Genomic DNA, 25,151 nt, shown 5'->3' on the forward strand with positions numbered 1-25,151 from the left:
CGGGTGGTCGGTCCGCCCGTTCCGGGCCGCCCGGACGGCCGGTCCGGCGGCCCGCCGCCGCGTGGACACCGGGGGCGCCCACCGCGGCCACAGGTTCCGACCACTTGTTTCAACGAGCGCGCACAGCCGGAGTTCCGTACCGGCGGGCCGCACGCGCAACCGCGGCCAGGGCGTGCCGGCGGCTCAGCGTCCGTCGGCCGGCCAGTGAGCCCCGTCCTCCAGTACCTCGACGTCGTCGCCGACGAGCAGCGTGCCCAGGACGTCGCCCTCGACGCCGGCCGGCCGCTCGGGGATCAGGTTCTGCCCGAACGCGGCCCTGCGCATCAGCTTGTGGTGCCGGGCCAGGGTGCGCAGCGGCTCGGGGCCGCGGCGCTCGCCGCTCTCCTGGTCGGTGGTGGTGACCACGCAGCGGCCGCAGGGCTTGACCACCTTGAAGGTGAGCGCGCCGATCCGGATCCGGCGCCAGCCGTCCTCGGCCCAGGGCTCGGAGCCGCCGACCACCACGTTGGGGCGGAAGCGCTCCATCGGCAGCGTCTCGTGGGCGTCCGGGTGCTCGGCGGCGATCAGCTCGTTGAGCCGCTCCAGCGAGGCGGTGGTGGTGAGCAGCAGCGGGAAGCCGTCGGCCATCGAGACGGTGTCGCCGGGCTCGCCGTACTCGGGGTCGACGGGCCTGGCGCGCGGGTCGTCCAGGTGCACCAGGCGGTAGTCGCCGAGGTGTTCGCCGATCCACAGGTGCGCCTCCTTGGCGGCCTCGACGGCGCGGAAGCGGGTGCCCCAGACCTCGACCTCGGCGACCGGGTCCCCGGTGGTGACGGCGGGGGCGGCGACCTCGATCCGGGAACCGTCTGGAGCGGTCAGCGCAAGTGCGCCGTCGGGCAGCGGGCGGACCCGGATCTGTCCGAGGGCGGCGTTCTCGCGCTGGCTGACGAAGCGTCCGGTGGGGTCGGCGAGCATCCAGCGGCGGTCTCCGGCCAGACCCCAGGGGTGGACCGCGGAGCTGTCGGGGCTCAGGCGGTACATCGATTTGACGGGGTAGACGTGGAGTCCGGTGAGGTGCATTCCCCCATCCTGCCAGCAGCGCTGCGTCCGGACGCACGGCACCCGGAGGTGCCCGGCCCGCTCCCGGCCCGCAGGGGTCGGGCGCCTCCCGGACCCGTGTGCGCAGGGGACCGCCCGGCATGCGCAGGCCCGCCTGGTACGCGCAGGGCCCGCCCCGTACGCGCACGGACCGCCCGGAACGCCGTGGGGGGCGTTCCGGGCGGTCCGTGGATGACCCGTTTCTCCGTTCGCCCGGCGTTCAGGGGGCGCCGGGTGGTGCTCAGGTGGTGCGGGTGCGGGCCGGTGGGGTCGGCCCCTCGGTGGCAGTGCTCAGTAGCCCTGGCCCTGCTGCTGGTAGCCGCCCTGCTGGAAGCCCCCGGGCTCGCCGTACGGGCCCGGGCGCTGCGGCTGCATCGGGCGGACCGGCGCGACCGGCGCCATGGCCGGGCGCAGTTGGGCGCCGCCGAAGCCCTGGTCGCCGCCCTGGCCCTGGAAGCCGGGACCGGCCGGGTTCGGGCCGCCGAAGGACTGCTGGCCGCCGAAGCTCTGCGGACCGCCCTGCGGGAGGCCGCCCGGCTGGCCCTGGCCGAAACCGGCCGGTCCGCCGGTCGGCTGGGCGCCGAAGGTCTGCTGGCCGCCCTGGCCGATGAAGGTGTTCTGGCCGCCGAAGCTCTGGCCGCCGGTCGGCTGGTAGCCGCCGCTCGCGGTCTGGGCGAAGGCGGGGGCGGCGGGCTGCGGCCGCTGGTACGGCTGGGGGGCGCCGTAAGCGGGGACGGTCGGCTGCGGGGCGGAGGCGTACGCCGGCGCGGACTGCGCGGGGATGTACGCCGTGGCCGGGCCGGCGGAGGGGCCGCTGCTCGGGCCGGGGCCCAGGGCGAGGCGGGCGGGCGGCAGCGCGGGGAGGTTGCTGCCGGCACTCTCGTACCCGTTGCCGTACCGGTTCTCGTAGGACTGGCCGAGGCCGGATCCGTAACCGGAGGACAGGGCCGGCGGCAGGGCGGCCGGCACGTTGATGGGTGCGATCTGGGGGACGCCGCGCTCAGCCACGAGGCTGTCGTAGATCGGCGTGCCGGAGGAGAAGGACGGAGAGGGGTAGCCGACTCCGTCGTAGGAGCGGGGCGAGGTCATGGGGCATACGGTAAGCCCACAATGCGCCTGCTGAGGAGAGCGGGAGGGGGAGCAGTTCGAGTGTTTACACAGTCTTCGCTCGCACAAAGGTTTCGAAAGTAGTAAGAACGGACATTCCGGCGCTCAGTTCCGGACAACCCTGGCACCCCGTCAGTGATCGAACAGCACCCGGACGCAGCGGTCGGAAGGCCTTGCGGTGACCGGCCGGCGGACGCCCGGCCCCCATGGAGAAACTTTTGCGGACGGGGCGTGCGCCCGGCGCATTCGAGCCCCCGCCGAGGGTGCGACGGGGGCTCGTGAATGTTTCGGGGATAAAGTTCCCGTCAGCGCCCGGAGCGGGCGACCCGGACGCGCTGCGCGGGAGAACTCCGCAGCCCACCGGCGGGGCGTCAGTGCGACTGCAGCGCCTGCGCCTGGGCGGGCAGAGCGGGCCGGGCGGCGACCTCGGTGGTGCAGAACGAGCAGCGGGTCGCGGCGGCCGGGATCGAGCTCAGGCACTCCGGGCAGTCCACCTTGGCGGCCGGCGCGGGCTTGGACTTCTCGAAGCGGTCCTGCAGCTTGCCGACCGGTACCACCACGGCGAAGTAGATGACCGCGCTGACCAGCACGAACCCGATCACGGCATTGACGAAGAGGCCGTACGGGAACTTGGTGCCGCCCACCTCGAAGGTCTTCTGGGTGAAGTCGCCGACCGCACCGGTGGCGACCCCGACCAGCGGGGTCAGGAAGGCGCTGACGAACCCGGTGACGACGGCGGTGAAGGCGGCGCCGATCACGATGCCGACCGCGAGGTCCACCACGTTTCCGCGCAGCAGGAAGCTGCGGAATCCCTTGAACACCGGGTGACTCCAAATCCGAACGGGAGAGGGGGAGAGGGGGCAGCGCGAGGGTTGCTCCGGCCGGACATCCTGCCGAGCGGCCGGGGCCCAGGTCCAACCCGCGTTCACCCGATCCGCGTAACCACCCGACGGTGGGGGCCGTTCCCCCGCCCGGCCCGTGCCCGGTGAACCCGGGTGGCGACCGGGCCCTCCGCGTACCGGTCCATCGGCGCCGTGCGGCTCGCTCCCCACTCGATGGTGTGAGCCGGTACCTGACGCGGCGTGCGGGGGAGCGGAGGGCGGCACCGCGGAGCGGCAGGGGCGAGAAGGGGCGCACAGCGGTCGCAACCGGCGCACGACGGCGGGTCTTCAGCGCACACCGGGTGTACGGGCGCGGGCGTGCGGGCCACCGCCAGGTTGCGCGAAGGGGCTGTACCGGGCCGAGCGCTGTGCCAAGGTCGGTCCATGCCCGACCCTACGGCGGCCGATTCGGCCGGAGCCCGCCCGCGTGTCCTGCACCTGATCAGCGACGAACGCCGGGGCGGCGCCCAGAACTTCGCCCGTGACCTCCACCGGGAACTGCGCCGCCGGGGCCAGGCCTCCGCGCTGTGCGCCCTCGCCCCCCACCCGGCCGTGCCACCCGCGCGGCCGGGTGCGGTCGTGTCGGAGGTGTGCACCGCGGGGACGGCCGTACCCGGGACCTGCGGTGAGGGGTGTCCCGACACCGCCCGGCTGCGCGCCGCCGCCGTCCTCGGCCCCGGCCGCCTGCGCCCCACGACCCTGCGGGCACTGCGCTCCGCCGCCCGCGCCGCCGACGTCGTGCTCGCCCACGGCTCCGACACCCTGGCCGCCTGCGCCCTCGCCCTGGCCGGTACCCGGACCCCCTTCGTCTACGTCTCCGTCGGCCACCCCCGCTACTGGACCGCCAACCGGCTGCGCAGACTGCGCGGCGGCGCCCTGATGCACCGCGCCGCCGCCGTCACCACGCTCACCGACGAGGCGCGCGAAGTGCTGGAGGAGCAGTTCGAGCTGCCCGAGGGCAAGGTCCGGGTGATCCCCAACTCCCGGGCCGCCGAGAGCTATCCGCCCGCCGACGGCCGGGACGACCGGCGCGCCGCCCGGCACGCCCTGGGCCTGCCGGCGGACGTCCTGCTGGTCGCCTGGATCGGCGCGATATCCCCCGAGAAGCGGCTCGACCTCGCCCTCGACGTGCTCGACCGGCTGCCCGACGTCCGGATGGCCGTGGCCGGGGAGGGCCCGCTGCTCGAGGCACTGGCCCGCCACCCGGCCGCCGCCCGCGCCCACTTCCTCGGCCCGCTGCCCGACCCGGCGCCGCTCTACCGGGCGGCCGACGCGCTGCTGCTCACCAGCGACAGCGAGGGCGTGCCCGGCGCGCTGATCGAGGCGGCCCTGGCCGGGGTGCCGGCCGTGGCCACGGACGTCGGCTGGGTGCGCGAGGTGGTCCGGGACGGCGCCACCGGAGCGCTGGTCGCCCCGGGCGACCCGCTCGCCCTGGCCGAAGCCCTGGCCAAGGTGCTGGCCTGCAACCGCGCGGGCCTCGGCGCGGCCGCCCGGGCGCACGCGCTGGAGCACTTCGAGCTGGGTGCGGTGGTGGACGACTGGCAGCGGCTGGTCGCCGAGGTGTGGACGGCCGACCCCGCGAGCTGACGGGCGTCGCGGCTCACGTGCACCGACGGGTTCTGCCCGACGTGCGCCGCCCAGGGCGTTCCGACGTGCGCCGCCTCGGGCGTTCCGACTGCCTCGGGCGTTCAGGCGGGATCTCCGACGGGGCGCGACGGGGGTCTCGGTTGGGGCTACGGCAGGATCCGGTGCGGGTCCTTGCGCCGTCCGGGTGAACCCGAGCTCGACGTTCGGCCCCGACTCGTCGGTAACTGGTCGTCACCAGCAGACTGCGCGGTGTGAAATCGAAGTCGCTGCTGCGGTCCACCGTCCTGCTCGCCGTCGCCGCCGGGATTGCCGTGTCCCCCGTTCAGGCCGGTGCGGTCTCCCATCAACCCCCCTCCGAGGGTGCCCAGTTCGTCAGGCTCGACCATCCGCAGCCGGTGCGTGAGAACGCCCGCACCGAGGCCGTCGAGTTCTTCTGGTACGACTGCAGTCACTCCCAGGCGCTCGAGCAGCCCCTGCGGGCCTGGGCCGAGAAGCACCGCGCCGACGTCGTGCTGCGCCGGGTGCCGGCGATCTGGCAGGGCAGCCCGGACGAGGGCGTGCAGCGGGCCCACGCGCGCCTGTACTACACGCTGGAGCGCCTGGGCCTGGTCGAGCGGCTGCAGACCAGCGCCTTCCGCTCGATCCACACCGAGCACGCCGACCTCAACACCGAGGCCGCCGCCACCGACTGGGCGGTGCGCCAAGGCGTCGACGCGGTGCGCTTCGGCGCCGCCTACCGCTCCGCCGAGGTCGGGCAGTCGGTGGACGACGCGGCCGCCCAGTTCGTCCGCTACGGCATCAACGAGCTGCCGACGGTGGTCGTCCAGGGCGAGTACCGCACGTCGCCGACCAAGGCCGGCGGCGTCGAGGGCATGCCCGAGGTGCTGGACTACCTGGTGCAGCGGGAGCAGCTGCAGAAGGGCTGAGCCCCCACGTGGTTGTGGCGGTCGATCAGCTTGCTCGAAGGCTCTTGCCTAACCATTCATATGCTGTTTAATGGTTAGTATGAGTGAGCTGACGATTCCACACGTCCACCACCGCCACGTCGACCTCGACGGCCTGCGCGTCTTCTACCGCGAAACCGGCCCGACCGACGCCCCCGTCCTCCTGCTGCTGCACGGCTTCCCCTCCGCCTCGCACCAGTACGCCCGCCTGCTCGACGCCCTCGGCACCCGCTACCGGCTGATAGCCCCCGACTACCCCGGCTTCGGCAACAGCGACAGCCCCGCGCCCGACGCCTTCCGGTACCGCTTCGACACCCTCGCCGACGTGACCGAGCGCTTCTGCCTCGCCCTCGGTCTGGACCGCTTCGCGCTGTACGTCTTCGACTTTGGTGCGCCCGTCGGCCTGCGCCTGGCCACCCGCCGACCGGAGTGGATCACCGGCCTGGTGGTCCAGAACGGCAACGCCTACGAGGAGGGACTCTCCGAGCAGGCGAGGGAGTTCATCGCCCACCGGCGCGGCGTCCCCGGCGCCGAGGAGGCCGCCCGGTCGATCCTCACCCTGGACGTCACCCGCAGCCAGTACGAGGGCGGCACCGGCGACCCCAGCCTGGTCGCCCCCGACGGCTGGACCCTCGACCAGCACTACCTCGACCTGCCCGGCCGCAAGGACATCCAGGTCGAACTGGCCCTCGACTACTTCTCCAACCTCGAGCTCTACCCGGCCTGGCAGGACTGGCTGCGTGCCAACCAGCCGCCCACGCTGGTGCTCTGGGGCCGCAACGACCCGTTCTTCACCGAGGCCGGCGCCCGCGCCTACCTGCGCGACCTGCCCGGGGCGGAACTGCACGTCTTCGACACCGGGCACTTCGCGCTGGAGGAGAAGCTGCCCGAAATCGCGCCGCTGATCGACGACTTCCTCGCGCGGACGCAGAAGTAGCACCTGGAGTCGGAGAGTTCAGTCGCGGCGCAGCAGGTAGGTGACGAAACCGAGCGTCGCCCGGTAGCCGTGCAGCCAGTCGGCGCGGTGGCGGTCCGCGGCCTCGCGGGCGGCCGCCGCATCCGGGTGGTCCGGGTGGTCGAGTGCCCACCCGGCCAGCGAACCCGTCCAGGAGAACTCGTAGTCGTCCCACTCCCGTGCCGTGCTGACGTGCCCGTACACCGGTGTCCAGCCGTCCGCGAGCACCCGGTCGGTGGTGGTCGCCAGGTCCGCGAAGTCCTCCGGGGCGGCGCCCAGCCCGTCCAGCGCGGCCCGGGACGGCTCACGCTCCCAGTACCCCTCACCGACCAGCAACCTCCCGCCGGGGGCGAGGAGTTCACGGGCCGCAGCGAGCGTGGGCAGCAGCCCGTCGAAGGCATGGGTGGCGCCCACGCACAGCACCAGGTCGAAGGGCTCCGGAGCGGTGAAATCCCGGGCGTCCCGGTGGTGCAGGCCGATCCGGCGCTCCACGCCGAGGGCGGTCGCCGTCTCCCGGGCCCGGGTCAGCGCCGCCGCGTCCAGGTCCACCCCCACCGCCCGCCAAGCCGGCCGCGCGGCCAACGCCCGCAGCAGCCAGGCACCCTCGCCGCAGCCGAGGTCCAGTGCCCGGCCGGCCTCCTGCCCGGCCAGCGCGCGGTCCAGCAGGCGGGCCACCGAGCCGTCCGACAACGGCGCCGCGATCGGGTGGTGGGCATGGGCGAGCCGGGAGATCCGCTGACGGTCCATTCGAGCAGTATGGAGCCGACCGGCCCGGCGCGCCCGCCGTTTTCCAGTGCCCGCTGGTGCCCGCTGCTGGTGCCCGCCCGCCGCCGTCCGTGCCCGCTGGTGCCCGCCCGTGCCCGCTGGTGCCCCTTTAGGCCCCGGAGTACGTCCGCCCCTTCCAGGCCGCGCCCCGGCCGCGCCAGTGCTGCACCGCCGAGTCCACCGTCATCAGCAGGTACAGCGAAGCCGTGAACGGCAGCAGCAGCACGGCCGCGACCGGCTGCCCGTAGTACCGGACCATCGGCAGGTAGGTGCCCGCCATCAGCGCCCAGGCCGCCCCGCCCGCCACCGCCACCGGCGGCGCCCCCGCCACCAGCCCGGCCACCGTCGCCACCGGCGGCACCAGGTACACCAGTGCCAGCCCCAGCACCGTCCCGAGCAGCAGCAACGGCGAGTGCCGCAACTGGGCGTACGCACTGCGCGACACCATCCGCCACAACTGCTCCAGCCGCGGGTACGGACGGACGCTGTCCACCTCCCCGGCGAGCCCCAACCAGGTACGCCCGCCCGAGGACTTCACCGCCCGGGCCAGCGACACGTCGTCGATCACCGCCCCCCGGATCGCGGCCACCCCGCCCGCACGCTCCAGGGCCTCCCGCCGCACCAGCGAGCAGCCACCCGCCGCGGCCGCCGTCCGGGAGCCGGGGCGGTTGCTCCGGCGGAACGGGTACAGCTGGGCGAAGAAGTAGACGAACGCCGGAACGATCAGCCGCTCCCAACCGGTCTCCACCCGCAGCCGGGCCATCTGCGACACCAGGTCCAGCCCGTTGCCCTCGGCGGCGGCCACCAGCTCGGCCAGCGAATCCGGGCCGTGCGCGATGTCCGCGTCCGTCAGCAGCAGGTACTCGGCGTCCGTACCGGCCAGCTCCACCCCGTGCCGCAGCGCCCACAGCTTGCCCGTCCAGCCCGGCGGCAGAGGGGGAGGGCTGGTGACGGTCAGCTCCAGCCCGTCCATCGTCCGCAGCTCCGCGGCCAGCGCCCCGGTGCCGTCCGCACTGTGGTCGTCCACCAGGATCACCCGCGCCCGCCCCGGGTACTTCTGCGCCAGCAGCGTCGGCAGGCTCACCGGCAGCACCGCCGCCTCGTCCCGGGCCGGCACCACGACCACCACCCGCGGCCACCGCACCGGCGGACGACGCGGCGGCAGCCGCACGTCGGTGCGCCAGAACAGACCGTGGCAGCACGCCAGCCAGAGCCAGACCAGCAGGGAGAACGCGGCGATCCACAGCAGGACGGTCACCCCGGCAGTCTGCCGCAGAACCGGCCGGGACGGGTGGATCGACTAAAGTCTTGCCTCGTGAAGATCGCACTGATGGACTCCGGAATCGGCCTGCTGGCCGCCGCCGACGCCCTTCGGAAGCTGCGCCCGGACGTCGATCTGGTGCTCTCTTCCAATCCGGCCTCGATGCCGTGGGGGCCGCTCACGCCCGAAGAGGTCACCGAACTGGCCCTCGGCTGCTGCCGGGCCGCGGCCGCCCTCGAACCCGATGCCCTGGTGGTCGCCTGCAACACGGCCTCGGTCCACGCGCTCGCCACCCTGCGCGCCGAACTGGAGCCCGGCCTGCCGGTCATCGGCACCGTCCCGGCCATCAAGCCCGCCGCCGCACTCGGCGGCCGCGTCGCCATCTGGGCCACCCCGGCCACCACCGGCAGCGACTACCAGCGCGGGCTGATCCGCGACTTCGGCGGTACCGCCGACGTCACCGAGGTCGCCTGCCCCGGCCTCGCGGACGCCGTCGAGCACGGCGACGAGGACGCCACCGCCGCGGCCATCGCCGACGCGGCCGCCCGCACCCCGCACGGCACCGACGTGATCGTCCTCGGCTGCACCCACTACGAACTCGTCGCCGACCGCATCCGCGCCGCCGTCGCCCCCACCGCCTCCCCGGCCCTCGCACTCCTCGGTTCCGCCGACGCTGTCGCCGCCCAGGCCCTCCGCCGCGTCGCCGACCCCACCCGCACCGGAACCGGCACCCTCACCGTCCTCCACGCCGGCCTCCCCGCCACCCTCCCCCCCACGGCCACCCTCTACCCCCAGGGCCTCACCCTCGCCCCCGTCACCGCCTAACCCACCCGCCCTGGCCCCACACGAGAAGTCGACCAGGCCGACTTCTCGCGCACCCGAGCAGGCTGAGACCCAGCGCCGCAGCGCGCCCCCGGCCGGCACGAACATCGGGATGCCAGCAGCCCGCCGGATCCGCGGCCTCGGCGTCAGCTCCGCGCAGAAGTCGACCAGGCCGACTTCTCGTGCAGACGGCACGGGCGCCCGAGGCCACCCGCCCCGGGCCATGGCACCGCGTGATGCGCAGGAAGTCGATCCGCCCGACTTCTCACGCGGCCCGGGCGATACCTGGACCATGCAGCGCGTGGGCGGCAGGGCTCCCACCTGGTCCGTGGGCACGACGCCTGCTGAGGGGGTCGGCAGACCGTATGCGCAGGAAGTCGGCCGGCCCGACTTCTCGTGTGGTTCGGGTGGTACCCAGGAGCGGCGTGAGCCCTAAAGGGGGCGGGGCCTGCTGAGGAACGCCTGTGGTTCCTGCGGCGTGGGAGGTCGATCAGGCCGGGCAGCGGTCCTCGCCGTTCGAGGTGGCTGGAACGGGCGCCCGGGCGATGCCGTGGGGGCACGCGGCGTGTCTGCGGGGCAGGGCCGCTCAGGGGACGGAAATGGCCTGAAGGGGACGGCGCTGTGGGGGAGTGATCCGCACACAGCGCCGTCGGTCGTCAGGCGACTCCTTGGCGGCGCCAGCGGCGGTAGGCGGGTTCGAGGCCCGAAAGGATGGTGTCGAAGCGGCGGGTGCTGGTGGTGGAGTCGACCTGGAGGCGGCTGATCTGGAGGGGGTGGGTGGGGAGTCGGGGGCCGAGGCGGTGGTCGGAGAGGAAGCCGAGGCGGTAGCCGAGTTCCTGCAGAACGGTTTCGGCGCGGGGGTCGTGGCCGCCGTCGGGGTAGGCGAAGGCGATCGGGGGTTCGCCGAGCCAGTGGGTGAGGGCTTCGTGGGCGCCGGTGATCTCCGTGCGCACGGTGGCGTCGTCGCAGCGGCCGAGGCAGGGATGCCCCTGGGTGTGGTTGCCGATGGCGACGCCGCCGTCCCGCAGGGCGAGCAGGTCGGCGGGGGTGAGCTGTTCCTGACGGGGTGGCCGGCGGTCGGCGCTGACCCGCAGTTCGTGCAGGCTCCGGCGCCGGTCCGGGTCGGGCATGGCCTTGAGCCGGGGGAGCAGTTGGGAGGGGTGGCCGCAGTCGAGTGAGCGGGCGCGGCCGCCGTGGCGGGCGAGGAAGTCGGCCTCGTGCCACCAGAAGGGTCGCTCGGTGCCGATGAGTTCGGAGATGACGAAGGCGGTGGCGGGGATGCCCCGCGCGTCGAGGGCGGGCAGGGCGTGGGTGAGGACGCTCCGGTCGGCGTCGTCGAAGGTGACCAGGACGCTGCGCGGCGGCAGCGGCCGCCGCTCGGTGACGGCCTGGAGGACGGCTTCCAGCGAGACCGGGGTGGCGAGTCGCCGCAGTCGGTCGAGCTGGGCGCCGAAGGAGCGGTGGTCGGTGACCCCGTGGTAGGCGAGGACGGCGAGGCGCTGGGCGGCCCGGGCCCGGAACAGCGGCTGTACGGGGGCGAACCGCAGCCATTCGCCCCGTGCGTCCTGCTGTTCCGTGCCGGTCCGCATCGCGTCGATGCTCCTGGCGTTGACGTTTCCGGCGTCGACGTTCCCCGCGTCGACGGGCCCGGCGCCGACGTACCCGACGTCGACGTTCCCCGCGTTGGCAGGCCTCGTTCCGAGGTGTCTCGGGTCGAGCTGCCTCGGGTCTAGGAGCGTCGCATCGAGGCGTTTGGCGTCGAGGCGCTTGGCATCGAGTCGCGTGCTCTCGAAGCGCTTCGCCTCGACGGCCGGTCGGGGTCGGCCGGCGCCGTGGTGGTCGGACGCGCAGCCGGTGGATGGTGGCAGTGCCCGGACGCCGGGCACGGGCCTGGCGCGGGCCGGGGAGGTCGATGGGGTGGATTGGGTCTGCGGCAACGGTTCCCCCTTGGTCGCCGAGCGGCGTGGCGGTACCGCCGGAGGACGGAGCCCGGCCTCCGGCTCCAGGAGGCGGCGGCTCCGCTCCCTGGGTATTCCGGTTCTCGGTGGGGGGTTCTCACCCGTCCCGTGAACGGCTCCTGGATCACTCGATGCCATTGAGACCGCTGCACCGGACGGATGGTTGTACCGGGGGGCCGAGGATTTTTCGTGGACTGATTGTGGAGCATGCACACCGTCCGCGGCCGGATGAAGCCCCTGATCGGTGATCGCGCAGAGCGCGCGGACGATCACTCCCCGCGGGCTGCCGGGCCGGCCCGCGCGGGGTACCTTGGGCTCATGGCAGATGCGGACCGTGATCCTTTCCATCTGCACGGTGCGACCCGGTGGGCCCGCGCGTGCAGCGGTGGAGCCCTGGTCACCCACCGGATTCCGCTGGCCGTGGCGGGTGTGGCCTGCCTCGCGCTGGGCATCGTCGTGGCCGTGATCGTTCCGGACGGTGACGGTCCGGCCTGGGCGATGGCGGTGGCCGGCTGCCTGGCGGCGGGGGTGCTGCTGCTCGGCCGGATCGTCTTCGGGGTGCTCCGCCGCCGGGGTGCCACATTTTGACGGCGTCCCGACAAATTCGCCGGTCACTCCGATGGCCGTCCCGGTGCGATTGATCAACAGATCGAGCGAAATTGGTCAGAACGACCGAATTTAATCTCATCCGACAATCCCACCTGCCGTCTTTCACCATTTCCGGACAACGACTTCATCCCCCCTCTATTCCGTGAATACGTTCCCGCGGGGAGCCGCCGACGGCTCGGTAGGCTGCGGCGCATGGCGATTCCCCCCTTCCTCCTCGAACTCCGCTCCCTCGTGGGCAACCGCCCGCTCTGGCTGAGCGCCGTCTGCGCCGTCGTCGTGGACGACCGGGAGCGGGTGCTGCTCGCCCGCCGGGTCGACGACGGGAGGTGGGCCTCGGTCGGCGGAATACTCGACCCCGGCGAACAGCCGGCCGACGGCGTGGTGCGCGAGTGCCTTGAGGAGACCGGTGTGGTGGTCGTGCCCGAGCTGCTCGCCTCGACCACGGTCACCCGGCCGGTCACCTACCCGAACGGCGACGTGACGCAGTACCTGGTGCTGACCTTCCGCTGCCGGGCCGTCGGCGGCGAGGCCCGGGTGAACGACGACGAGTCGTTGGAGGTGGGCTGGTTCGCGCTGGACGAGCTGCCGCCGATGCTCGACTTCGAGCACGAGCGGCTGCGCCACGCGCTGGAGTGCAGCGGCCCGGCGGTCTTCACCTGGGCGGGCGAGGAGCGCCCGTAGGGCGCGCCGGTTTCAGCCCTTCTGCTGCCGGTAGGCCTCTTCTGCCGCGTCCACCACGGCTGCCAGGTCCCCGCCCGCGGTGGCGGTCGCGGTGGCGGCCACCGCGCCCTCCACGAACGGCGCGTTCGCGAAGCGGACCGGGAACGGCAGGCCGTGCTCGTCGGCGTCGGACAGCAGGGTCCGTACGGTGGTGACCGCGCCGCCGAGGTCGGCGAGCACCACCACGCCGTGGCCCTGGTCGACCCGCCGGGTGGCGGCGGCCACCAGCACCGCGCTGATGCCCGGTCCGTCGGCCGGGTCGCCGCCCGTCGCGGCGACCGGCGCGGGGGAGTCGGATCCGGTCAGAGTGAGCGCCAGGGAGCGTACGGCGGTGGCCAGTTCCTGGCTGTGCGAGACCAGGACGATCCCGACCCGGCCGTGCAAGGCGGTCCGGGCCGGGGTGGGCCGGGGCAGCGGGGTGGGCGAGGGCGGGGTGCGGGGCGCCGGCGGGTGGGCCGAGGGGGCGTCGGAGATGGGGATGACGTCGGCGCGGGTGCGGGTGCCGTCCCGGCGGCTCATCGGCTGCTCCCTAGGGCGGGGTCGTGGGCGGGTGGTGAACGGGTCAGGAGGGGGTCCTGGGCGGGTCGTGGGCGGGTCGTGGGCGGACCTTCGGGGAACCGTCGGAGTACCGGACGGCCCGGGGCGGCCCGGGACGCCGGGAGGACGCCCGAGGGCGCCCGACGACGGCGCGACGACGGCTCGGGGCCCGTACGACACCGCCGACCGACCCCTGCCCGGCGGGCGGGTCCGTACGCGTCGTCCTGGGGAGCACTCTGGCAGCTGCCCGGGGCCCTCGCCGGTCGGGACACGCCCCACCGCGTCCCGACCGCTCCTCCGCCGCCTCCTCCGCCGGCCTTCCTCCGCCGGCCCTTCTCCGCCGGCCCTCCTCCTGGCCCCGGCGGAGACCTCGTCAACCCGCTGACCGGGGCCGCGCGGTGTGGCTAGGCTGATCGTGGAACGCCGTCGGGAGGAGATCGATCAGTGGCAGTGAACAGCAGTACGGACACCGGTGTGAACGCCGGTGCGGCCGGGGTGGAGCCGGAGCTCGCGCCGAACGGCAAGCCGAAGGTGGACTTCACCGGGGCCGAGTGGCTGTGCAGCAGCCAGGGGGTCGGGGACGTCCAGATCGCGTTCGTGGACGGGTACATCGGGATGCGGGACGGCCGTCAGGAGGACGGGCCGGTCCTGGTCTTCACCCCGGCCGAGTGGCGAGCCTTCGTGCTCGGCGCCCGGGACGGCGAGTTCGACCTCACCTGAGCGGGCCTCGTTCCGCGGGGCGGTCCGAGCTGCCAGGAACACGTGCGGCGGCCCGGGGCCGCTCCGCGGGTGGTCCCGGGGTGGCCCCGGTCGCCCCCCGGTGGTTCCGCAGCGGGCGCGGACGCTTGTTTCCGGTACCGAACATCACAACTGATGATCTATTGAGCGTGCTCCGTCAGAATTTCTGTTGACTGTTAGACAAACGCAGCTCAGAGTATGAGCACAGGCAGACGCCGTGCCCACCGCCCCCACGCGGCCAGACACGGCGCCTGCTGTGCGGCCCGGCAGCAATGCCAGGCCATACCTCCCAGTCATCCCCTGCGCACCGGGGTGCGTCGGCCGGTCCCGGCCCACGAGGGGCCGGCAGTCGCCGGGAGGCTGGCGCCGAAGCCGAGAGCGACTCGGACCACGGCACCTCTTGCTCGGGACCCGCACGCCCCCACGCGGCGGCGTCCCGAGCAGATCCACGGGAGCGACGGGCCGGGGCCCCGCGGATCTGGCTCTTGTTGCACGGAACTGCAGTGGAACTGTTGGCTTGTGTGTTTGCGCTGTGCGCGATGACGATGACGAAGCTGGGCTCGGCAGTTCGGCACGACAAGTGCACAGTGAGGGATACGCGTGTAGGGCCGCGTTGCGACATGCCGTCCCCCCGGAGGGTGAAACCCAGAACGGCTGTCGTGCTGAACCGAACGTAGCCCGGACGGTTGCTCAGAGTCAACATTGGTCTCTGAGCGTCGACCTCCCGCCCGTCCCCCGTCGGGGTCCCACCCGCCTCGCGAGTACGGTGTGCCGGACACGTACGATGTTCCCATGTCTTTTCTCCGCCGTCGCTCCGGACAGCCCGCCGGCCCGGACTTCGACGTGCTCGCGATGGACCCGGGCGACTGGCCCGGCGACTTCGGTGCGGCCATGATGACCGGCCCGGACGGCTCCTGCCAGGGCATCTTCCTGCGCTACGACCTGTTCGGCGGCAGAGGCCCGGCGATGTTCATCGGCAACCTTCCCGAGGGCTCGCCCGCCCGGGAGACCGGCGACGAGGTGCCCTTCGAGGTGCGGCAGCTGCTCGCGGCGCTGGAGAACGACGAGCCGGTCGAGTTCGTCTCGGCCGAGGACTTCCCGGTCATGCTCGGGGACGACCTGCTGATCGTGAAGAAGGTCAAGGTCAGCGAGGAGCGCGTGTTCTGCGCCCAGTTCGGCCGCAGCGACGGCGTGCTGGTCACCATCGCGTCCTGGGACCGACCGATTTCGGACGACCTGTACCAGCTGCTGAAGCCGCTTCCGGCCGACATGTTCCAGCAGGGCTGACCGGGCCCGCCCGGGGCTCGGACGCTGCTTGACGGTATCGATCACCGGTTCGTACAGTCGCGGACATGCCGTGTCGTCTCCCGCTGTTGACCCGCCGCAGGCATTTGGACCTGCGCCGGACCGCCAGCGCGGTCTGTCCGGGTCGCTGACGGGGGATTCGGCCCCCGTGGCGGCGGGCGGCCGACCGGACCGGGTCGGCGCCGAAACATCCCGGGGACGGGTCGGGTGCCGGCCGTCGGGGCCGCCGGCCGGTTCCGCGCGCCCGTACGGCGTGCCGCCCGCACTCGCTGAGCCACGCTGCCGCCCGGAGGCACCAGCCCCATGACGACCCTCGCCGCCAACGATCGTTCACCGAACGATCGTCCTCGAACCGAACCGTCGGATTCCGGCCACCCCGAGCCGCCCGCGCCCGCCGAGCCGCCCGCCCGGTCCGCGCCCCCGGCAGCGTCCGCGCCGCCCGCGCGCCCCAAGGCCTCCGCCAGGCCCGCTGCACCCACCGGACCCACCGCAGCCGCGTCCGCACCCGGATCCGCGTCCGCACCCGACCGCTCCGCGGTCGAGGCCGCCCTGTCCGGCCTGCCCCGGGTGGTCGACCTGCTCGCCGCCCGCGCCGAGGAGCACGACCGCGACGCCACCTTCCCGTACCAGGGCATCGAGGCCGTCCACGAGGCGGGACTGCTCACCCTGACCGTGTCCCCGCGGTACGGCGGTCCGGGCGGCACGCTCGCCGACACCGTCCGGGTGCTCACCCAACTCGGCCGCGGGGACGCCTCGGTGGCCGTGGTCACCGCCTTCACCCTGCTCCAGCACGCCGAGCAGGCCCGCCGCGCGACCTGGCCGGCGGCCGGCTACCGGCGGCTGCTCACCGAGTCCCGGCGCGGGCCCGCGCTGGTCAACACGCTGCGGATGGAGCCCGGCGGCCGACCGGACGCGCTGCCCGCGACGCTGGCCCGGCGGGACGGCGACGGCTGGCTGCTGACCGGCCGGAAGACGTACTGCACCGGCGCGGAGGCGCTGGCCTGGATGGCCGTCACGGCGCGGACCGACGAACCCGAGCCCAGGGTCGGAACGTTCCTGGTCCGCGGCGAGAGCGAGGGCCTGGAGATCGACCCCACCTGGGACCAGCTCGGCCTGCGGGCCAGCGCCAGCCACGACGTCGTGCTCGACGGGGTGCGGGTCCCGGTCGAACTCGCGCTCGGTCTACGTACACCCGGTCGGGAGGACGTCGCGGAAGCCGAACTCGCCCGCGCGTGGCAGGACCTGGCACTCGCCGCGGTGGCGATCGGGGTCGCCCGGGCCGCCGGGGCATGGCTGGTCCGGTTCCTGAACCAGCGCACTCCGGCCAATCTGACCGAACCGCTCGGCACCCTGCCGCGCTACCGCTGCGCGCTCGGCGAGATCGAGGCCCAGCTAATCGGGGCGGAGGAACTGCTCCACGGCCTGGCCCCCCGGGTGGACCGGGGCGAGCCGGACGCGGTGGCCCGGACCGGCCCCGCCCAACTGCTGGCCACCCGTGCCGCCACCGCGGCCGTCCAGCAGGCCGTCGCGCTCACCGGAAACCCGGGACTGAGTCGGCGTCACCCGCTGGAGCGCTACCTGCGGGACGTGCTCAGCAGCCGGGTGCACCTGGCACCCGAGGAGGCCGTCCTGGACGCCGCCGGCCGGGCGGCCCTGGAACGCGGCGCCCGGCCGTAGCGGCCCAGTGGCTCAACGCCCCCCAGGCCCGGCGGTTCCGTCAGGCCCGGCGGTTCGGTCGGGCCCGGCGCTCGGGTCGGGCCCGACCGAACCGAGCGCCGGACCCCGGCGGCTCAGCGGGTGCCGACCGCGGCCCGGACCGCGCGGCGGGCCAGCGCGGCGTCGTCGTAGAGCCGGCGGATCATGATCCGCTGCTCCTCGCCGGCGCCCGGCACGTCGTACAGCCGGATCTCCCGCATCAGCACCAGCACCAGGTTCACCAGGAACGCGTCCCGGGCCAGCGTGCCGCCGTTCTGTGCGAGTTGGCTGATCTGGCGGCGGGCTGCGGTGTCGCCGGAGAGCACGCTCCACAGAAGCGCCAGGTCGTAGCCCGGCAGGTACCAGCCGGCCTGCTCCCAGTCGACCAGCACCGGGCCGGACGGCGCCAGCAGCATGTTGCTGAGCAGGGCGTCGCCGTGGCACAGCTGCAGCGGGGTGTGGCCGAGGCCGTGCAGCAGGCCGCGCAGGTCGCCCGCGTCCCGGTCGGTGAGCTGGCCCACCGAGTGGTAGCGGGCGATCTCCAACTGGTAGTCCAGGCGCGGCTGGAAGACGTCGCTCGGCGGCCGCCAGAGGTTCAGCGTCCGGACGGCGCCGAGCAGCGCCCGCACCTCGCCCGGGGTGGGCGCGCTGACCGGGTGGCGTTCCCGGGCGGCCGGCCGCCCGGGAACGCGCTCCATGACGAGCACGCACCGGTCGTGATCGGCCGCGACCAGCCGGGGCAGCCGCACCGGCGGGCGGTGCCGGACGAACGCCCGGTAGACCGCGACCTCGTGGTGGAAGTCGGCCACCAGCTGCTCGAAGTACTCACTCCGCACCGCCTGCGGCGCCAGGCACTTGGCGACCACCGGAGCCCGCCCGATGGTGCCCGCCACCAGGATGTGGCGGCTGCCCTCGCGCAGGACCTGGCGCGGGGTGAACGCGGGACATATCCGCGCGACACTGCCCAGCGCGGCCCGCACCGCCGGGGTCTGCAGAGCGGACGGATCGATCCGCTCCGGCCCGAGCGGCTGGCCGGGCCGCCGGGCGCGCAGCACCTGGCCGTCGGCCTGACGGGCCAGCGGGAGGCGGTGGCCGACCGGCGGAGCGGTCTCGGGGGTGCGCAGCCCCAGCGCCGTACGGCCGGCCGGGACCCGGGCGTCCGTGGACCGGCCCTCGGTGCCGCGCGGAGCGACCGGACGGCTCGCCGGGGGCACCTGCTTGGGCCCCGGACGGCCGGTGGCTGCGGTGGGGGGGCGCAGCGTGGTGCGGGTCGCGGTCGGCGTGGGGGTCGTCGCTGAGGAGTACATGGGCTGAGGGTGGTCCCTTCCGGTCCGTCGGCGGGTGTGCCCCGCGGGGCGGGGAGGGCCGTCGCCGGGTGCTTCCTGGCACGGCGGCGGCCCTGCTGCGGTCGGTGGGTGGAGCGCGGGCGCCGGGCACGGACGCGGGGTCGGGAACCCCTGTTCGGCAGTGCTCCGGCCGTCCGCACCCTGGGGAATGCGGTCGGCCGGACTGCCGTGGCCGTGCCCGGCGCCCCCGCGCCACCCGGCCGCGCCACCCCCTCGGGTGAGGACCGGGAGCGCCCCGTGCCACGGTCGGGGGACTGCCCCGGCCCTGGTGGGACGCCGCCCGACCCGAGGGCCGAGGTGGCGCACCCCTACAACACACCCGTCAGGCACTGGCTTAGTAGTCTGGCGGGCCCTGGCGAACGGTGGCGAATGCTCGCCTGGCACTTGCCGGAGCCTCTAGCCTCGAGGTGCCGAGGAACCTGGGGGCTTCATTGAGCAGGGAACCCAACACCCGACTCGCCGATCTGTTCGTCCTGACCGGATGGTCCAAGGGCGAGTTGGCACGGCTGGTCAACCGTCGGGGTGCCGCGCTGGGGCAGCAGCAGCTGTCCACCGACACGTCGAGGGTACGACGGTGGATCGAGCAGGGGGAGATCCCGCGCGATCCGGTGCCGAGGGTGCTGGCAGCCGTGTTCACGGAGCGGCTCGGCCGTGTCGTCACCACTGAGGACCTCGGTCTGGAACGACACCGGCCCACCAGGTCCGGAGCGGAGCCCTCCGCAGCAGCGCCGTGGTCGCCGGATCGAACAGCCGCGGTCCTCACCGAGTTCACGGGAATGGACCTCATGCTGAACCGACGTGGATTGGTGGGCGCCGGAGCCGCGCTCACGACCGGGGCGGTCATCGCCGACTCGCTGAAGGGCTGGCTGGGCGGGGACGCGGTGGCCTACGCGGCCTCCGTGCCCGGGCCCCGCCAGGTGGTAACCGGGGGCGGCCCGCGCCCGGTGGTGGACGTGTACGACGCTGGCCCGGTCGGGCTCGACGAGGTGGAGTCGCTGGAGCGCTCGGTGCAGGTGTTCCGGGCCTGGGACGCCGCTCGGGGCGGCGGGCTCCAGCGCAAGGCGGTGGTCGGTCAACTGAACGAGGTCGGCGGCCTGTTGACCCACCGCCACGCACCGGCGGTGGAGCAGCGGTTGTGGCTGGTCGCGGCCAATCTGGCGGTGCTGGCGGGCTGGATGTCGCACGACGTGGGTCTGGAGCCCACCGCCCAGCGGTACTTCATGATCGCGGCCGAGGCGGCCAAGGAGGCCGGCGACCGGCCGCGGGCCGGTGAGGCGATCTCCCGGGCCGCCCGGCAGATGGTCCACCTGGGCCGGGCCGACGACGCGATCGACCTGATGTCGGCGGCCAAGGCGGGCGGCGGTCTGCTGCTGCCCAGGACCCGTGCGATGTTCAACACCGTCGAGGCCTGGGCGCACGCATCGATCGGGCACTCCCAGGACACCTACCGGCTGCTCGGCGAGGCGGAGGACCTGTTCGCCGAGGAGTCGCCGGAGCCGGCGCCGTCCTGGATGCAGGTCTTCGACGAGGCCGAACTGCGCGGCATGCAGGGGCTGGTGCTGCGCACCCTGGCCGAGCACGACGAGGCGGCCGCCCCCCGGGCCCGGCGGCACGCGGAGCGGGTGATCGCCCTGCGGGAGGGCACCGGGCAGCTGCGCTCGGCGCTGTTCGACCGGATCACCCTGGCCTCGGTGCAGTGGATCACCGGGGAGCCGGACGCGGCGGCGTTCCAGGCCAAGATGGTGATGAACCTGATCGGCCAGAACTCCTCGCACCGGACCTGGGACCGGCTGCGCGAGATGTACCGGCTGACCGCGCGGTACCGGGGGCTGCCGGTGGTGGACGAGCTGCGGGCGGAGCTCGGCCGGGAGCTGCGGGCGGCGGATGCCAAGAACCGGCCGCGGCCGTCGTGAGACGGGCGGCCGGCGGGATGCCGGTCGGGCACCGAGCGGGGCTTCGGGCCGGGGTGTGGGCCGGGATCGGTCGTCGGCTCAGGCGGCCGGGGCCGGCCGGAGCAGCATGCGCAGCGCGGTGACGGTGCCGTCCGCGCCGAGCACGGGTTCGCCCGCGCACTCGACGCTGTGGTGCCGTCCGCCGGGGCGGCGGATCCGCAGGGTGCCGGCGGCCGGACGGCCGTGCACCAGGGCGTCGGTCATCATCCGGCGCAGCAGCGGCCGGTCCGCCTCGGGGAGGCGGTCGGGCAGCCGGTCGAGGCTGAGCGGGCCGTGGCCCGGATCGCAGCCGAGGAGGAGGTAGGTCTCCGCGTTCCAGCGGACGCCGTCGGTCAGCAGGTCCCACTCCGCCGAGCCGATGACCGGCTTGCGGTCGCGGGGGCCGGGGTGGCCGTCGCTGTCGAGGGAGGGGCCGGAGGGCCCCTGCGTCGTGCCGTCCACTCCGCCCTCCGTTCCGCTGTCCGACCTGCCGTCGGAGTCGTCCTCGGCTTTGCCGTCCGGATCGCCCGCCGGGGCGCCGTCCACCGTGGCGGTGTCCGGTGGGCGGGCGGCACAAAAGGGCATGTTCATGACGGATCCATCGCTGGGTGCGGCTCCCGTGCGGGTCGTCGGGTGGTGAGAAGACTGTCGCACAGCGTCCACGCCGGTGTGGGCGATTTGGACAGAACGCAGGCAAAATTCCCCTGGCATATGCCACTGTGGCAGCGGCCCTCGTCGCCCTGTGTGCGGAAGGGGGTCCGAGGCGGTAACCTTCGGTGATTCCGGCGCCCGGGCGCCCACCGCAGTACCGACCAGAGACCCCCGGCGACGGAAATCCCGTTGCCACTACGACCGCCGCAACGGATGCTGACCTCATGTTCGAGCCAGTGATAGCACCTAGTGCCAGCCTCCTAGGCCTCCTTCAGCGAGGCCGTGGTGACGGGCAGCTCCACGCGCTGGCCGCCGACCGTGCCGAGGCCATCGCCGCGCTGGAGGAGTGCGTCACCAGGGATCCGCGGGCCGACTGGCAGGTCGAGAGCCGCTCCCTCTACTACGCCCGCCTCTACATGGAGCTGGAGGCCTCCCTCGACGGGATCGAGGACCACCTCCACTCCGCCGAGGACCTCGTCAGCGACGACGAGAGCCGCACCGGCCTCGCCCTCTCCGTCCTGGGCCACCTCGCCGCGTACGGCCGGCGCGACGCGCTGCTGATGCTGCGCGAGTACGCCGCCACCGGCGCCAACTGGGCCTGGGCCCTGGACGAACTCGCCCTGCGCGACGACGACCGGGGCCTGCTGCTGCTCGGCACCGCCGTGCTGGACCGCTTCCCGCCGGGCCCCGAGGGCGACGCCGAGCTGCGCGAGTTCATCCGCAACGCCTACGAGCCCAGGCCCTGGCGGCTCTGGGCGGCCTACCACCCCAGAGTGGCCGCGGCCAGCGAGCAGTCACCCTTCGACCTCTGGCAGCGCCAGATCAACCGCAGCGGGGTCACCCCGGGCTGGTCCACCGCGGACGTCCTGGCCTGGGCCGACCAGGGGCACCTGGGCAACCTCGGCGCCGACGCCTTCCTGGGCCGTCCCGAGCCGGTGCGCGTCGACGAGGACCCGTCCGGCCCCGATGCCGTGGACCGCCGCGCCGCCGCGGCCGCCCGCTGTCTGACCGCCGTCGTCCGGCCCGAGGACCGTCCCGTCCTGCTGGAGGCCGCCAGGGACGGCCTGCCCGGCGCCCGGCGGGCCGCCCTGCGCTACCTGGTCGACCAGCGCGATCCGGCCGCCCTCGAACTGATCGAGGCCGCCGCAGCTGACGTGGACGACCGGATCGTCCGGGCAGCTCTGGAGCTGTTGGGGCGGATGCGCGGTCCCGAGGTGCTGGCCCAGGCCCGCCGCTGGGCCGACCCGGCCAGCGGGGGAGCCGACAGCGCGCTCGGGGAGACGGCCGTCCGCCTGCTCGCCGATGCCGGGGAACCGGCCGACGCGCCGCTGGTGGTCGCCGGACTGCGCCGCTGGATCTCCGTGCGCGGGGTCAGCGGTACCGGCCTGGGATCGCTGGTCGACGGTGCGGGGCGGCTGGCCGCCGCCGACGCCGTCCCGGTCCTGCGCCACATCTACGGGGAGGCCGCCTCCTCCGAACTGCGCGGTCGCGCCGCCCGGGCGCTCGCCGTGACCGATGTGCACTTCCCCGAGGGGCCCGCCGTCGAGTGCCTCTGGGACTGCGAGGAGTCCACGCGCGAGCTCGCCGCGCGCCACGTCGCCACCACGGGCGACGCGCGTGTGCTGGAGCGGCTGCGAAGGCTCGCCGCCGACCCGGCCGAGGAGGCCGAGGTCCACGCCGCCGTACGCGGCCGGTTGACCGCCGCCCGGGAGTTCGGGCGCTGAGGGCCTGCCCTGGCGGCTCCGCTTCGGGCCGAGGCTCAACGTTCAGTGGCCGGGACACCACGAGGGTGTCCCGGCCACTGGTTTTTCGGGCGCCGTCGTGGAACGCCGTTCTACTTGCGCCGGTGGGATCGGGCGGGCGGGGCGCTGGTTGCGGCACGGTGGGTCCTCGCGGGCCGGAGCGGCATGCGGACGACCGTGACCCGCGCGGCCCGGGCCGCGCACGGGCCCGGAGCGGCCGATGGCGCGGGGTGAAAGTGACAATTCTTCGTTCACCCCTTGACCGGACTTTGCGCACCTGGCCGGGTTCGGACTAGCCCGCGGGCCGTGCCCGGACCCAGGTGCGGTCCTCCGTCAGGTACGTCTCGACCCGCAGGCCGGCGTCCGCCAGGGCCTGCTCGAAGGCCTCCGTGCTGAGCGGACGGGACAGGAAGGTCTGCGTCCAGGTGCCGTCCGGGAAGACGTACTCGGCGTGGACGGAGTTCACCCCGGAACCGACCGGTGTCGCCGAGACGATCCGGGCCACCCCGTCCGTTCCGGCGATCCGGCTCTCCCGCGGCACGTTGCGGTGCCAGTCCTCGCCCTCGCGCTGCACCAGCACGCAGCCGTCCTCGGCGACGTGGCGGCGGCAGGTCTCCAACAGGCCCTGGCGGACGGCCGGATCGCCGGCGTGCACCAGGAAGGAGGCCAGCACGACGACGTCGAACCGCTCGCCGAGGTCCAGCCGCTCGATCGGGCTGCGCACCGTGCGGACGCCCTCGCGCACCCGGGCCAGCATCTCGGCGGACTCGTCCACGGCCGTGACGGCGAAGCCGCGTTCGACCAGCGGGTGGGTCATCCGGCCGACGCCGCAGCCCAGTTCGAGGATCCGGGCGCCGGGCGGCACCGCGGCCTCGATCACGTCCGGGGCGTCGCCCACCGGGAGGCGGGTCCACACCTCGACCGCGCAGCCGTCCGGGGTGATCGCGCCGGCGCCCGTGCCGTCGTAGCCTTCGCGTCGCTTGTTGCGCAGATGCGTGTCGTTGCCCATGGGTGCCATCGGAACACGGGTGGGACGGGGAGGGAAGGGCGGTTCGGCGGCTTTCGGTCAACGCGGGCGATTCGCCTTGTCGGCCTGTCAGCTCGACAGTTCGTCGACGGCGGCGCGCAGCCAGGAGAGTTCGGCCTCGGTGGTGGCCCGGGCGGTCAGCAGCAGGCCGCGCCGGAACGGGTCGGTGAACTCCTCTGCGGCGCGCGGGCGGTCGCCCTCGTAGAAGAAGCTGGCCGGTTCGGACAGAAAGGCGATCCGGCGGCGCAGCACGGCGGCCTGGGCGGCCGGGTCGTCGAGGTGGCGCAGGAAGGAGACCAGGGCGGTCCAGCGGTTCCCGTCGCTGATGTCGAGCGGCTCGGGTGCGCGCAGCCGGTCGAGCAGCGCGGTGCGGCCGGCCCCGGTCAGGTGCAGGGTGTGCCGGGGCGCGGCGGCGCTGCCGGGCTCGGTCTCGCGGACCAGCAGGCCGTCGGCCTCCAGGCGCTTGATCGCCGGGTAGAGCGAGCCGTCGCTGATCGGGCGGACGTGGCCGGTGAGCGCGGCGAGGTGGCGGCGCAGCTCGTAGCCGTGCAGCGGCCGGTCGTACAGGAACCCGAGGATGGCGAGCTTCAGCATGGGGCCCACTCTCTCAGATCCGTGTCTCGGAGCGCAGGTATATCGCTTACGCGATACCTCGGCTTCGATGTATGGTCTCCGCAGCTACCGACCGACACAGGAGTGTGTGCGCATGCGCGAAGCCCCCGTCACCGCGAACGGCGACCGGATCCGCTGGGTCGAGCTGCCCGGCGCCGGGCCCGCGCGGCTCTACCTGCACGGGCTCGGCGCCAGCTCGCCGGTCTACTTCGCGGCGGCCGTCGCCCACCCGCTGCTCACCGGGCGCCGCTCACTGCTGCTGGACCTGCTCGGCTTCGGGATCAGTGACCGGCCCACCGACTTCTCCTACACCCTGGAGGCGCACGCCGACGCGGTCGCGGCGGCGGTCGCGGCCGCCGGGCTGCGCCAGGTCGAGGTGGTCGGCCACAGCATGGGCGGAGCGATCGCGATCGTCCTGGCGCACCGGCACCCCGGGCTGGTGTCGCGACTGCTCCTGGTGGACGCCAACCTGGACCCGATCGAGTCCGGCCGCCGGCGGATCGGCAGCAGCGGGATCGCGAGCTACACCGAGGCGGAGTTCCTGGCCGGCGGACGGGCGGAAGTCGCCGACCGGGTCGGAGCGTTCTGGTGGTCCACCATGCGACTGGCCGGGCCCGAGGGCCTGTACCGCAGCGCCGTGCACCTCGCGCGGGGGAGCGAACCGACCATGCGCGAGCTGCTGCTCGGGCTCGACCTCCCGCGCACCTTCCTCCACCCGGAGGCCGAGGAGCCGGCGGGCGCCGACGAACTGCGCGCTGCGGGGGTGCGGGTGGTGGAGGTGCCGGACTGCGGCCACAACATCATGCTCGACAACCCGGACGCCTTCGCGGCCGCGGCCGCGAAGGCGCTGGGCGTCGGCTGAACCCGCACCGGCCCGTACT

Annotated in this window: 24 protein-coding genes; 13 read left to right on the top strand and 11 right to left on the bottom strand. The window is 74.1% G+C overall.

The annotated features are described in order from the left end of the window. Positions 1–183 precede the first annotated feature (183 nt). The 3 genes from HS99_RS26095 to mscL form a co-directional block, all read right to left on the bottom strand. Positions 184–1,059, bottom strand: a complete 876-nt coding sequence (locus HS99_RS26095) for an MOSC domain-containing protein (RefSeq protein ID WP_030554106.1) — start codon at positions 1,057–1,059, stop codon at positions 184–186. Positions 1,060–1,368: 309 nt separating this feature from the next. Beyond that, entirely contained in the window at positions 1,369–2,166 is a 798-nt protein-coding gene (locus HS99_RS48485) for a DUF6643 family protein (RefSeq protein WP_050366424.1), read from the bottom strand. Between the two features lie 389 nt (positions 2,167–2,555). Next, positions 2,556–3,005, bottom strand: coding sequence for a large conductance mechanosensitive channel protein MscL (gene mscL, locus HS99_RS26105; RefSeq protein ID WP_030288601.1), 450 nt, complete (start codon positions 3,003–3,005; stop codon positions 2,556–2,558). Positions 3,006–3,449: 444 nt separating this feature from the next. On the opposite strand from mscL, the gene HS99_RS26110 reads away from it, so the two are divergent. From HS99_RS26110 to HS99_RS26120, 3 genes are all read left to right on the top strand, one after another. Further along, positions 3,450–4,652, top strand: a complete 1,203-nt coding sequence (locus HS99_RS26110) for a glycosyltransferase family 4 protein (RefSeq protein ID WP_030554111.1) — start codon at positions 3,450–3,452, stop codon at positions 4,650–4,652. A gap of 251 nt (positions 4,653–4,903) precedes the next feature. Further along, positions 4,904–5,578: a thiol:disulfide interchange protein DsbA/DsbL gene (locus HS99_RS26115; RefSeq protein ID WP_030554113.1), complete on the top strand. Its 675-nt coding sequence runs from the start codon at positions 4,904–4,906 to the stop codon at positions 5,576–5,578. A 79-nt stretch (positions 5,579–5,657) separates the two neighbouring features. Further along, positions 5,658–6,533, top strand: a complete 876-nt coding sequence (locus HS99_RS26120) for an alpha/beta fold hydrolase (RefSeq protein ID WP_030554115.1) — start codon at positions 5,658–5,660, stop codon at positions 6,531–6,533. Positions 6,534–6,551: 18 nt separating this feature from the next. Here the strand turns inward: HS99_RS26120 and HS99_RS26125 are convergent, their stop codons facing one another. Further along, complete coding sequence (locus HS99_RS26125; protein WP_030554117.1) at positions 6,552–7,298, bottom strand: SAM-dependent methyltransferase; 747 nt, start codon at positions 7,296–7,298, stop codon at positions 6,552–6,554. A 127-nt stretch (positions 7,299–7,425) separates the two neighbouring features. After that, the gene (locus tag HS99_RS26130) at positions 7,426–8,574 is read right to left on the bottom strand and encodes a glycosyltransferase (protein ID WP_030288611.1); all 1,149 of its coding nucleotides are present in this window, start codon (positions 8,572–8,574) and stop codon (positions 7,426–7,428) included. 57 nt (positions 8,575–8,631) lie between these two features. Here HS99_RS26130 and HS99_RS26135 point away from each other — a divergent pair, with 57 nt between their 5' ends. Beyond that, positions 8,632–9,402, top strand: a complete 771-nt coding sequence (locus HS99_RS26135) for a glutamate racemase (protein WP_030554119.1) — start codon at positions 8,632–8,634, stop codon at positions 9,400–9,402. 653 nt (positions 9,403–10,055) lie between these two features. Here the strand turns inward: HS99_RS26135 and HS99_RS26140 are convergent. Further along, on the bottom strand, positions 10,056–11,336 hold the full coding sequence (locus HS99_RS26140; protein ID WP_223885904.1) for a polysaccharide deacetylase family protein: 1,281 nt from the start codon (positions 11,334–11,336) through the stop codon (positions 10,056–10,058). A gap of 339 nt (positions 11,337–11,675) precedes the next feature. Here HS99_RS26140 and HS99_RS26145 point away from each other — a divergent pair, with 339 nt between their 5' ends. Both HS99_RS26145 and HS99_RS26150 read left to right on the top strand, forming a co-directional pair. Further along, entirely contained in the window at positions 11,676–11,945 is a 270-nt protein-coding gene (locus HS99_RS26145) for a hypothetical protein (protein ID WP_141763810.1), read from the top strand. Between the two features lie 213 nt (positions 11,946–12,158). Then, the gene (locus HS99_RS26150; RefSeq protein WP_030288617.1) at positions 12,159–12,647 is read left to right on the top strand and encodes an NUDIX hydrolase; all 489 of its coding nucleotides are present in this window, start codon (positions 12,159–12,161) and stop codon (positions 12,645–12,647) included. A 12-nt stretch (positions 12,648–12,659) separates the two neighbouring features. Here HS99_RS26150 and HS99_RS26155 read toward each other — a convergent pair whose 3' ends face one another. After that, positions 12,660–13,205, bottom strand: a complete 546-nt coding sequence (locus tag HS99_RS26155) for a PTS-dependent dihydroxyacetone kinase phosphotransferase subunit DhaM (protein WP_078657098.1) — start codon at positions 13,203–13,205, stop codon at positions 12,660–12,662. Positions 13,206–13,718: 513 nt separating this feature from the next. On the opposite strand from HS99_RS26155, the gene HS99_RS26160 reads away from it, so the two are divergent. The 4 genes from HS99_RS26160 to HS99_RS26170 all read left to right on the top strand — a co-directional run bounded on the left by HS99_RS26160 (position 13,719) and on the right by HS99_RS26170 (position 16,943). Next, positions 13,719–13,943, top strand: coding sequence for a DUF397 domain-containing protein (locus tag HS99_RS26160; protein WP_030288619.1), 225 nt, complete (start codon positions 13,719–13,721; stop codon positions 13,941–13,943). Positions 13,944–14,753: 810 nt separating this feature from the next. Next, positions 14,754–15,248, top strand: coding sequence for a hypothetical protein (locus HS99_RS26165; RefSeq protein WP_030288620.1), 495 nt, complete (start codon positions 14,754–14,756; stop codon positions 15,246–15,248). 65 nt (positions 15,249–15,313) lie between these two features. Beyond that, positions 15,314–15,397 (top strand): putative leader peptide, encoded by an 84-nt coding sequence (locus HS99_RS48490; RefSeq protein ID WP_355211871.1) that lies wholly within the window; start codon positions 15,314–15,316, stop codon positions 15,395–15,397. 172 nt (positions 15,398–15,569) lie between these two features. Further along, positions 15,570–16,943 (top strand): acyl-CoA dehydrogenase family protein, encoded by a 1,374-nt coding sequence (locus HS99_RS26170; protein ID WP_078958709.1) that lies wholly within the window; start codon positions 15,570–15,572, stop codon positions 16,941–16,943. Positions 16,944–17,056: 113 nt separating this feature from the next. Here HS99_RS26170 and HS99_RS26175 read toward each other — a convergent pair whose 3' ends face one another. After that, positions 17,057–18,268 (bottom strand): aminoglycoside phosphotransferase family protein, encoded by a 1,212-nt coding sequence (locus HS99_RS26175; RefSeq protein ID WP_050366421.1) that lies wholly within the window; start codon positions 18,266–18,268, stop codon positions 17,057–17,059. Between the two features lie 470 nt (positions 18,269–18,738). On the opposite strand from HS99_RS26175, the gene HS99_RS26180 reads away from it, so the two are divergent. Further along, complete coding sequence (locus HS99_RS26180) at positions 18,739–20,220, top strand: DNA-binding protein NsdB (RefSeq protein ID WP_030288626.1); 1,482 nt, start codon at positions 18,739–18,741, stop codon at positions 20,218–20,220. A 78-nt stretch (positions 20,221–20,298) separates the two neighbouring features. Here the strand turns inward: HS99_RS26180 and HS99_RS26185 are convergent, their stop codons facing one another. After that, a complete protein-coding gene (locus HS99_RS26185) occupies positions 20,299–20,829 on the bottom strand; it encodes a PAS domain-containing protein (RefSeq protein ID WP_046385792.1) in 531 nt (176 codons plus the stop codon). Positions 20,830–21,113: 284 nt separating this feature from the next. Here HS99_RS26185 and HS99_RS26190 point away from each other — a divergent pair, with 284 nt between their 5' ends. Then, positions 21,114–22,613 carry a HEAT repeat domain-containing protein gene (locus HS99_RS26190; protein ID WP_030288629.1) on the top strand — a complete coding sequence of 500 codons (1,500 nt, stop codon included), beginning with the start codon at positions 21,114–21,116 and terminating at the stop codon, positions 22,611–22,613. A 310-nt stretch (positions 22,614–22,923) separates the two neighbouring features. On the opposite strand, the gene HS99_RS26195 is transcribed toward HS99_RS26190, so the two are convergent. Both HS99_RS26195 and HS99_RS26200 read right to left on the bottom strand, forming a co-directional pair. Beyond that, positions 22,924–23,640: a class I SAM-dependent methyltransferase gene (locus tag HS99_RS26195; RefSeq protein WP_030288632.1), complete on the bottom strand. Its 717-nt coding sequence runs from the start codon at positions 23,638–23,640 to the stop codon at positions 22,924–22,926. Between the two features lie 87 nt (positions 23,641–23,727). Next, on the bottom strand, positions 23,728–24,252 hold the full coding sequence (locus HS99_RS26200; RefSeq protein ID WP_030288635.1) for a PadR family transcriptional regulator: 525 nt from the start codon (positions 24,250–24,252) through the stop codon (positions 23,728–23,730). 112 nt (positions 24,253–24,364) lie between these two features. Between HS99_RS26200 and HS99_RS26205 the strand changes: the two genes are divergently transcribed. Then, the gene (locus HS99_RS26205) at positions 24,365–25,132 is read left to right on the top strand and encodes an alpha/beta fold hydrolase (RefSeq protein ID WP_030288638.1); all 768 of its coding nucleotides are present in this window, start codon (positions 24,365–24,367) and stop codon (positions 25,130–25,132) included. Positions 25,133–25,151 lie beyond the last annotated feature (19 nt).

It is taken from the genome of Kitasatospora aureofaciens (assembly GCF_001188955.3).
Taxonomy (GTDB): domain Bacteria; phylum Actinomycetota; class Actinomycetes; order Streptomycetales; family Streptomycetaceae; genus Kitasatospora; species Kitasatospora aureofaciens.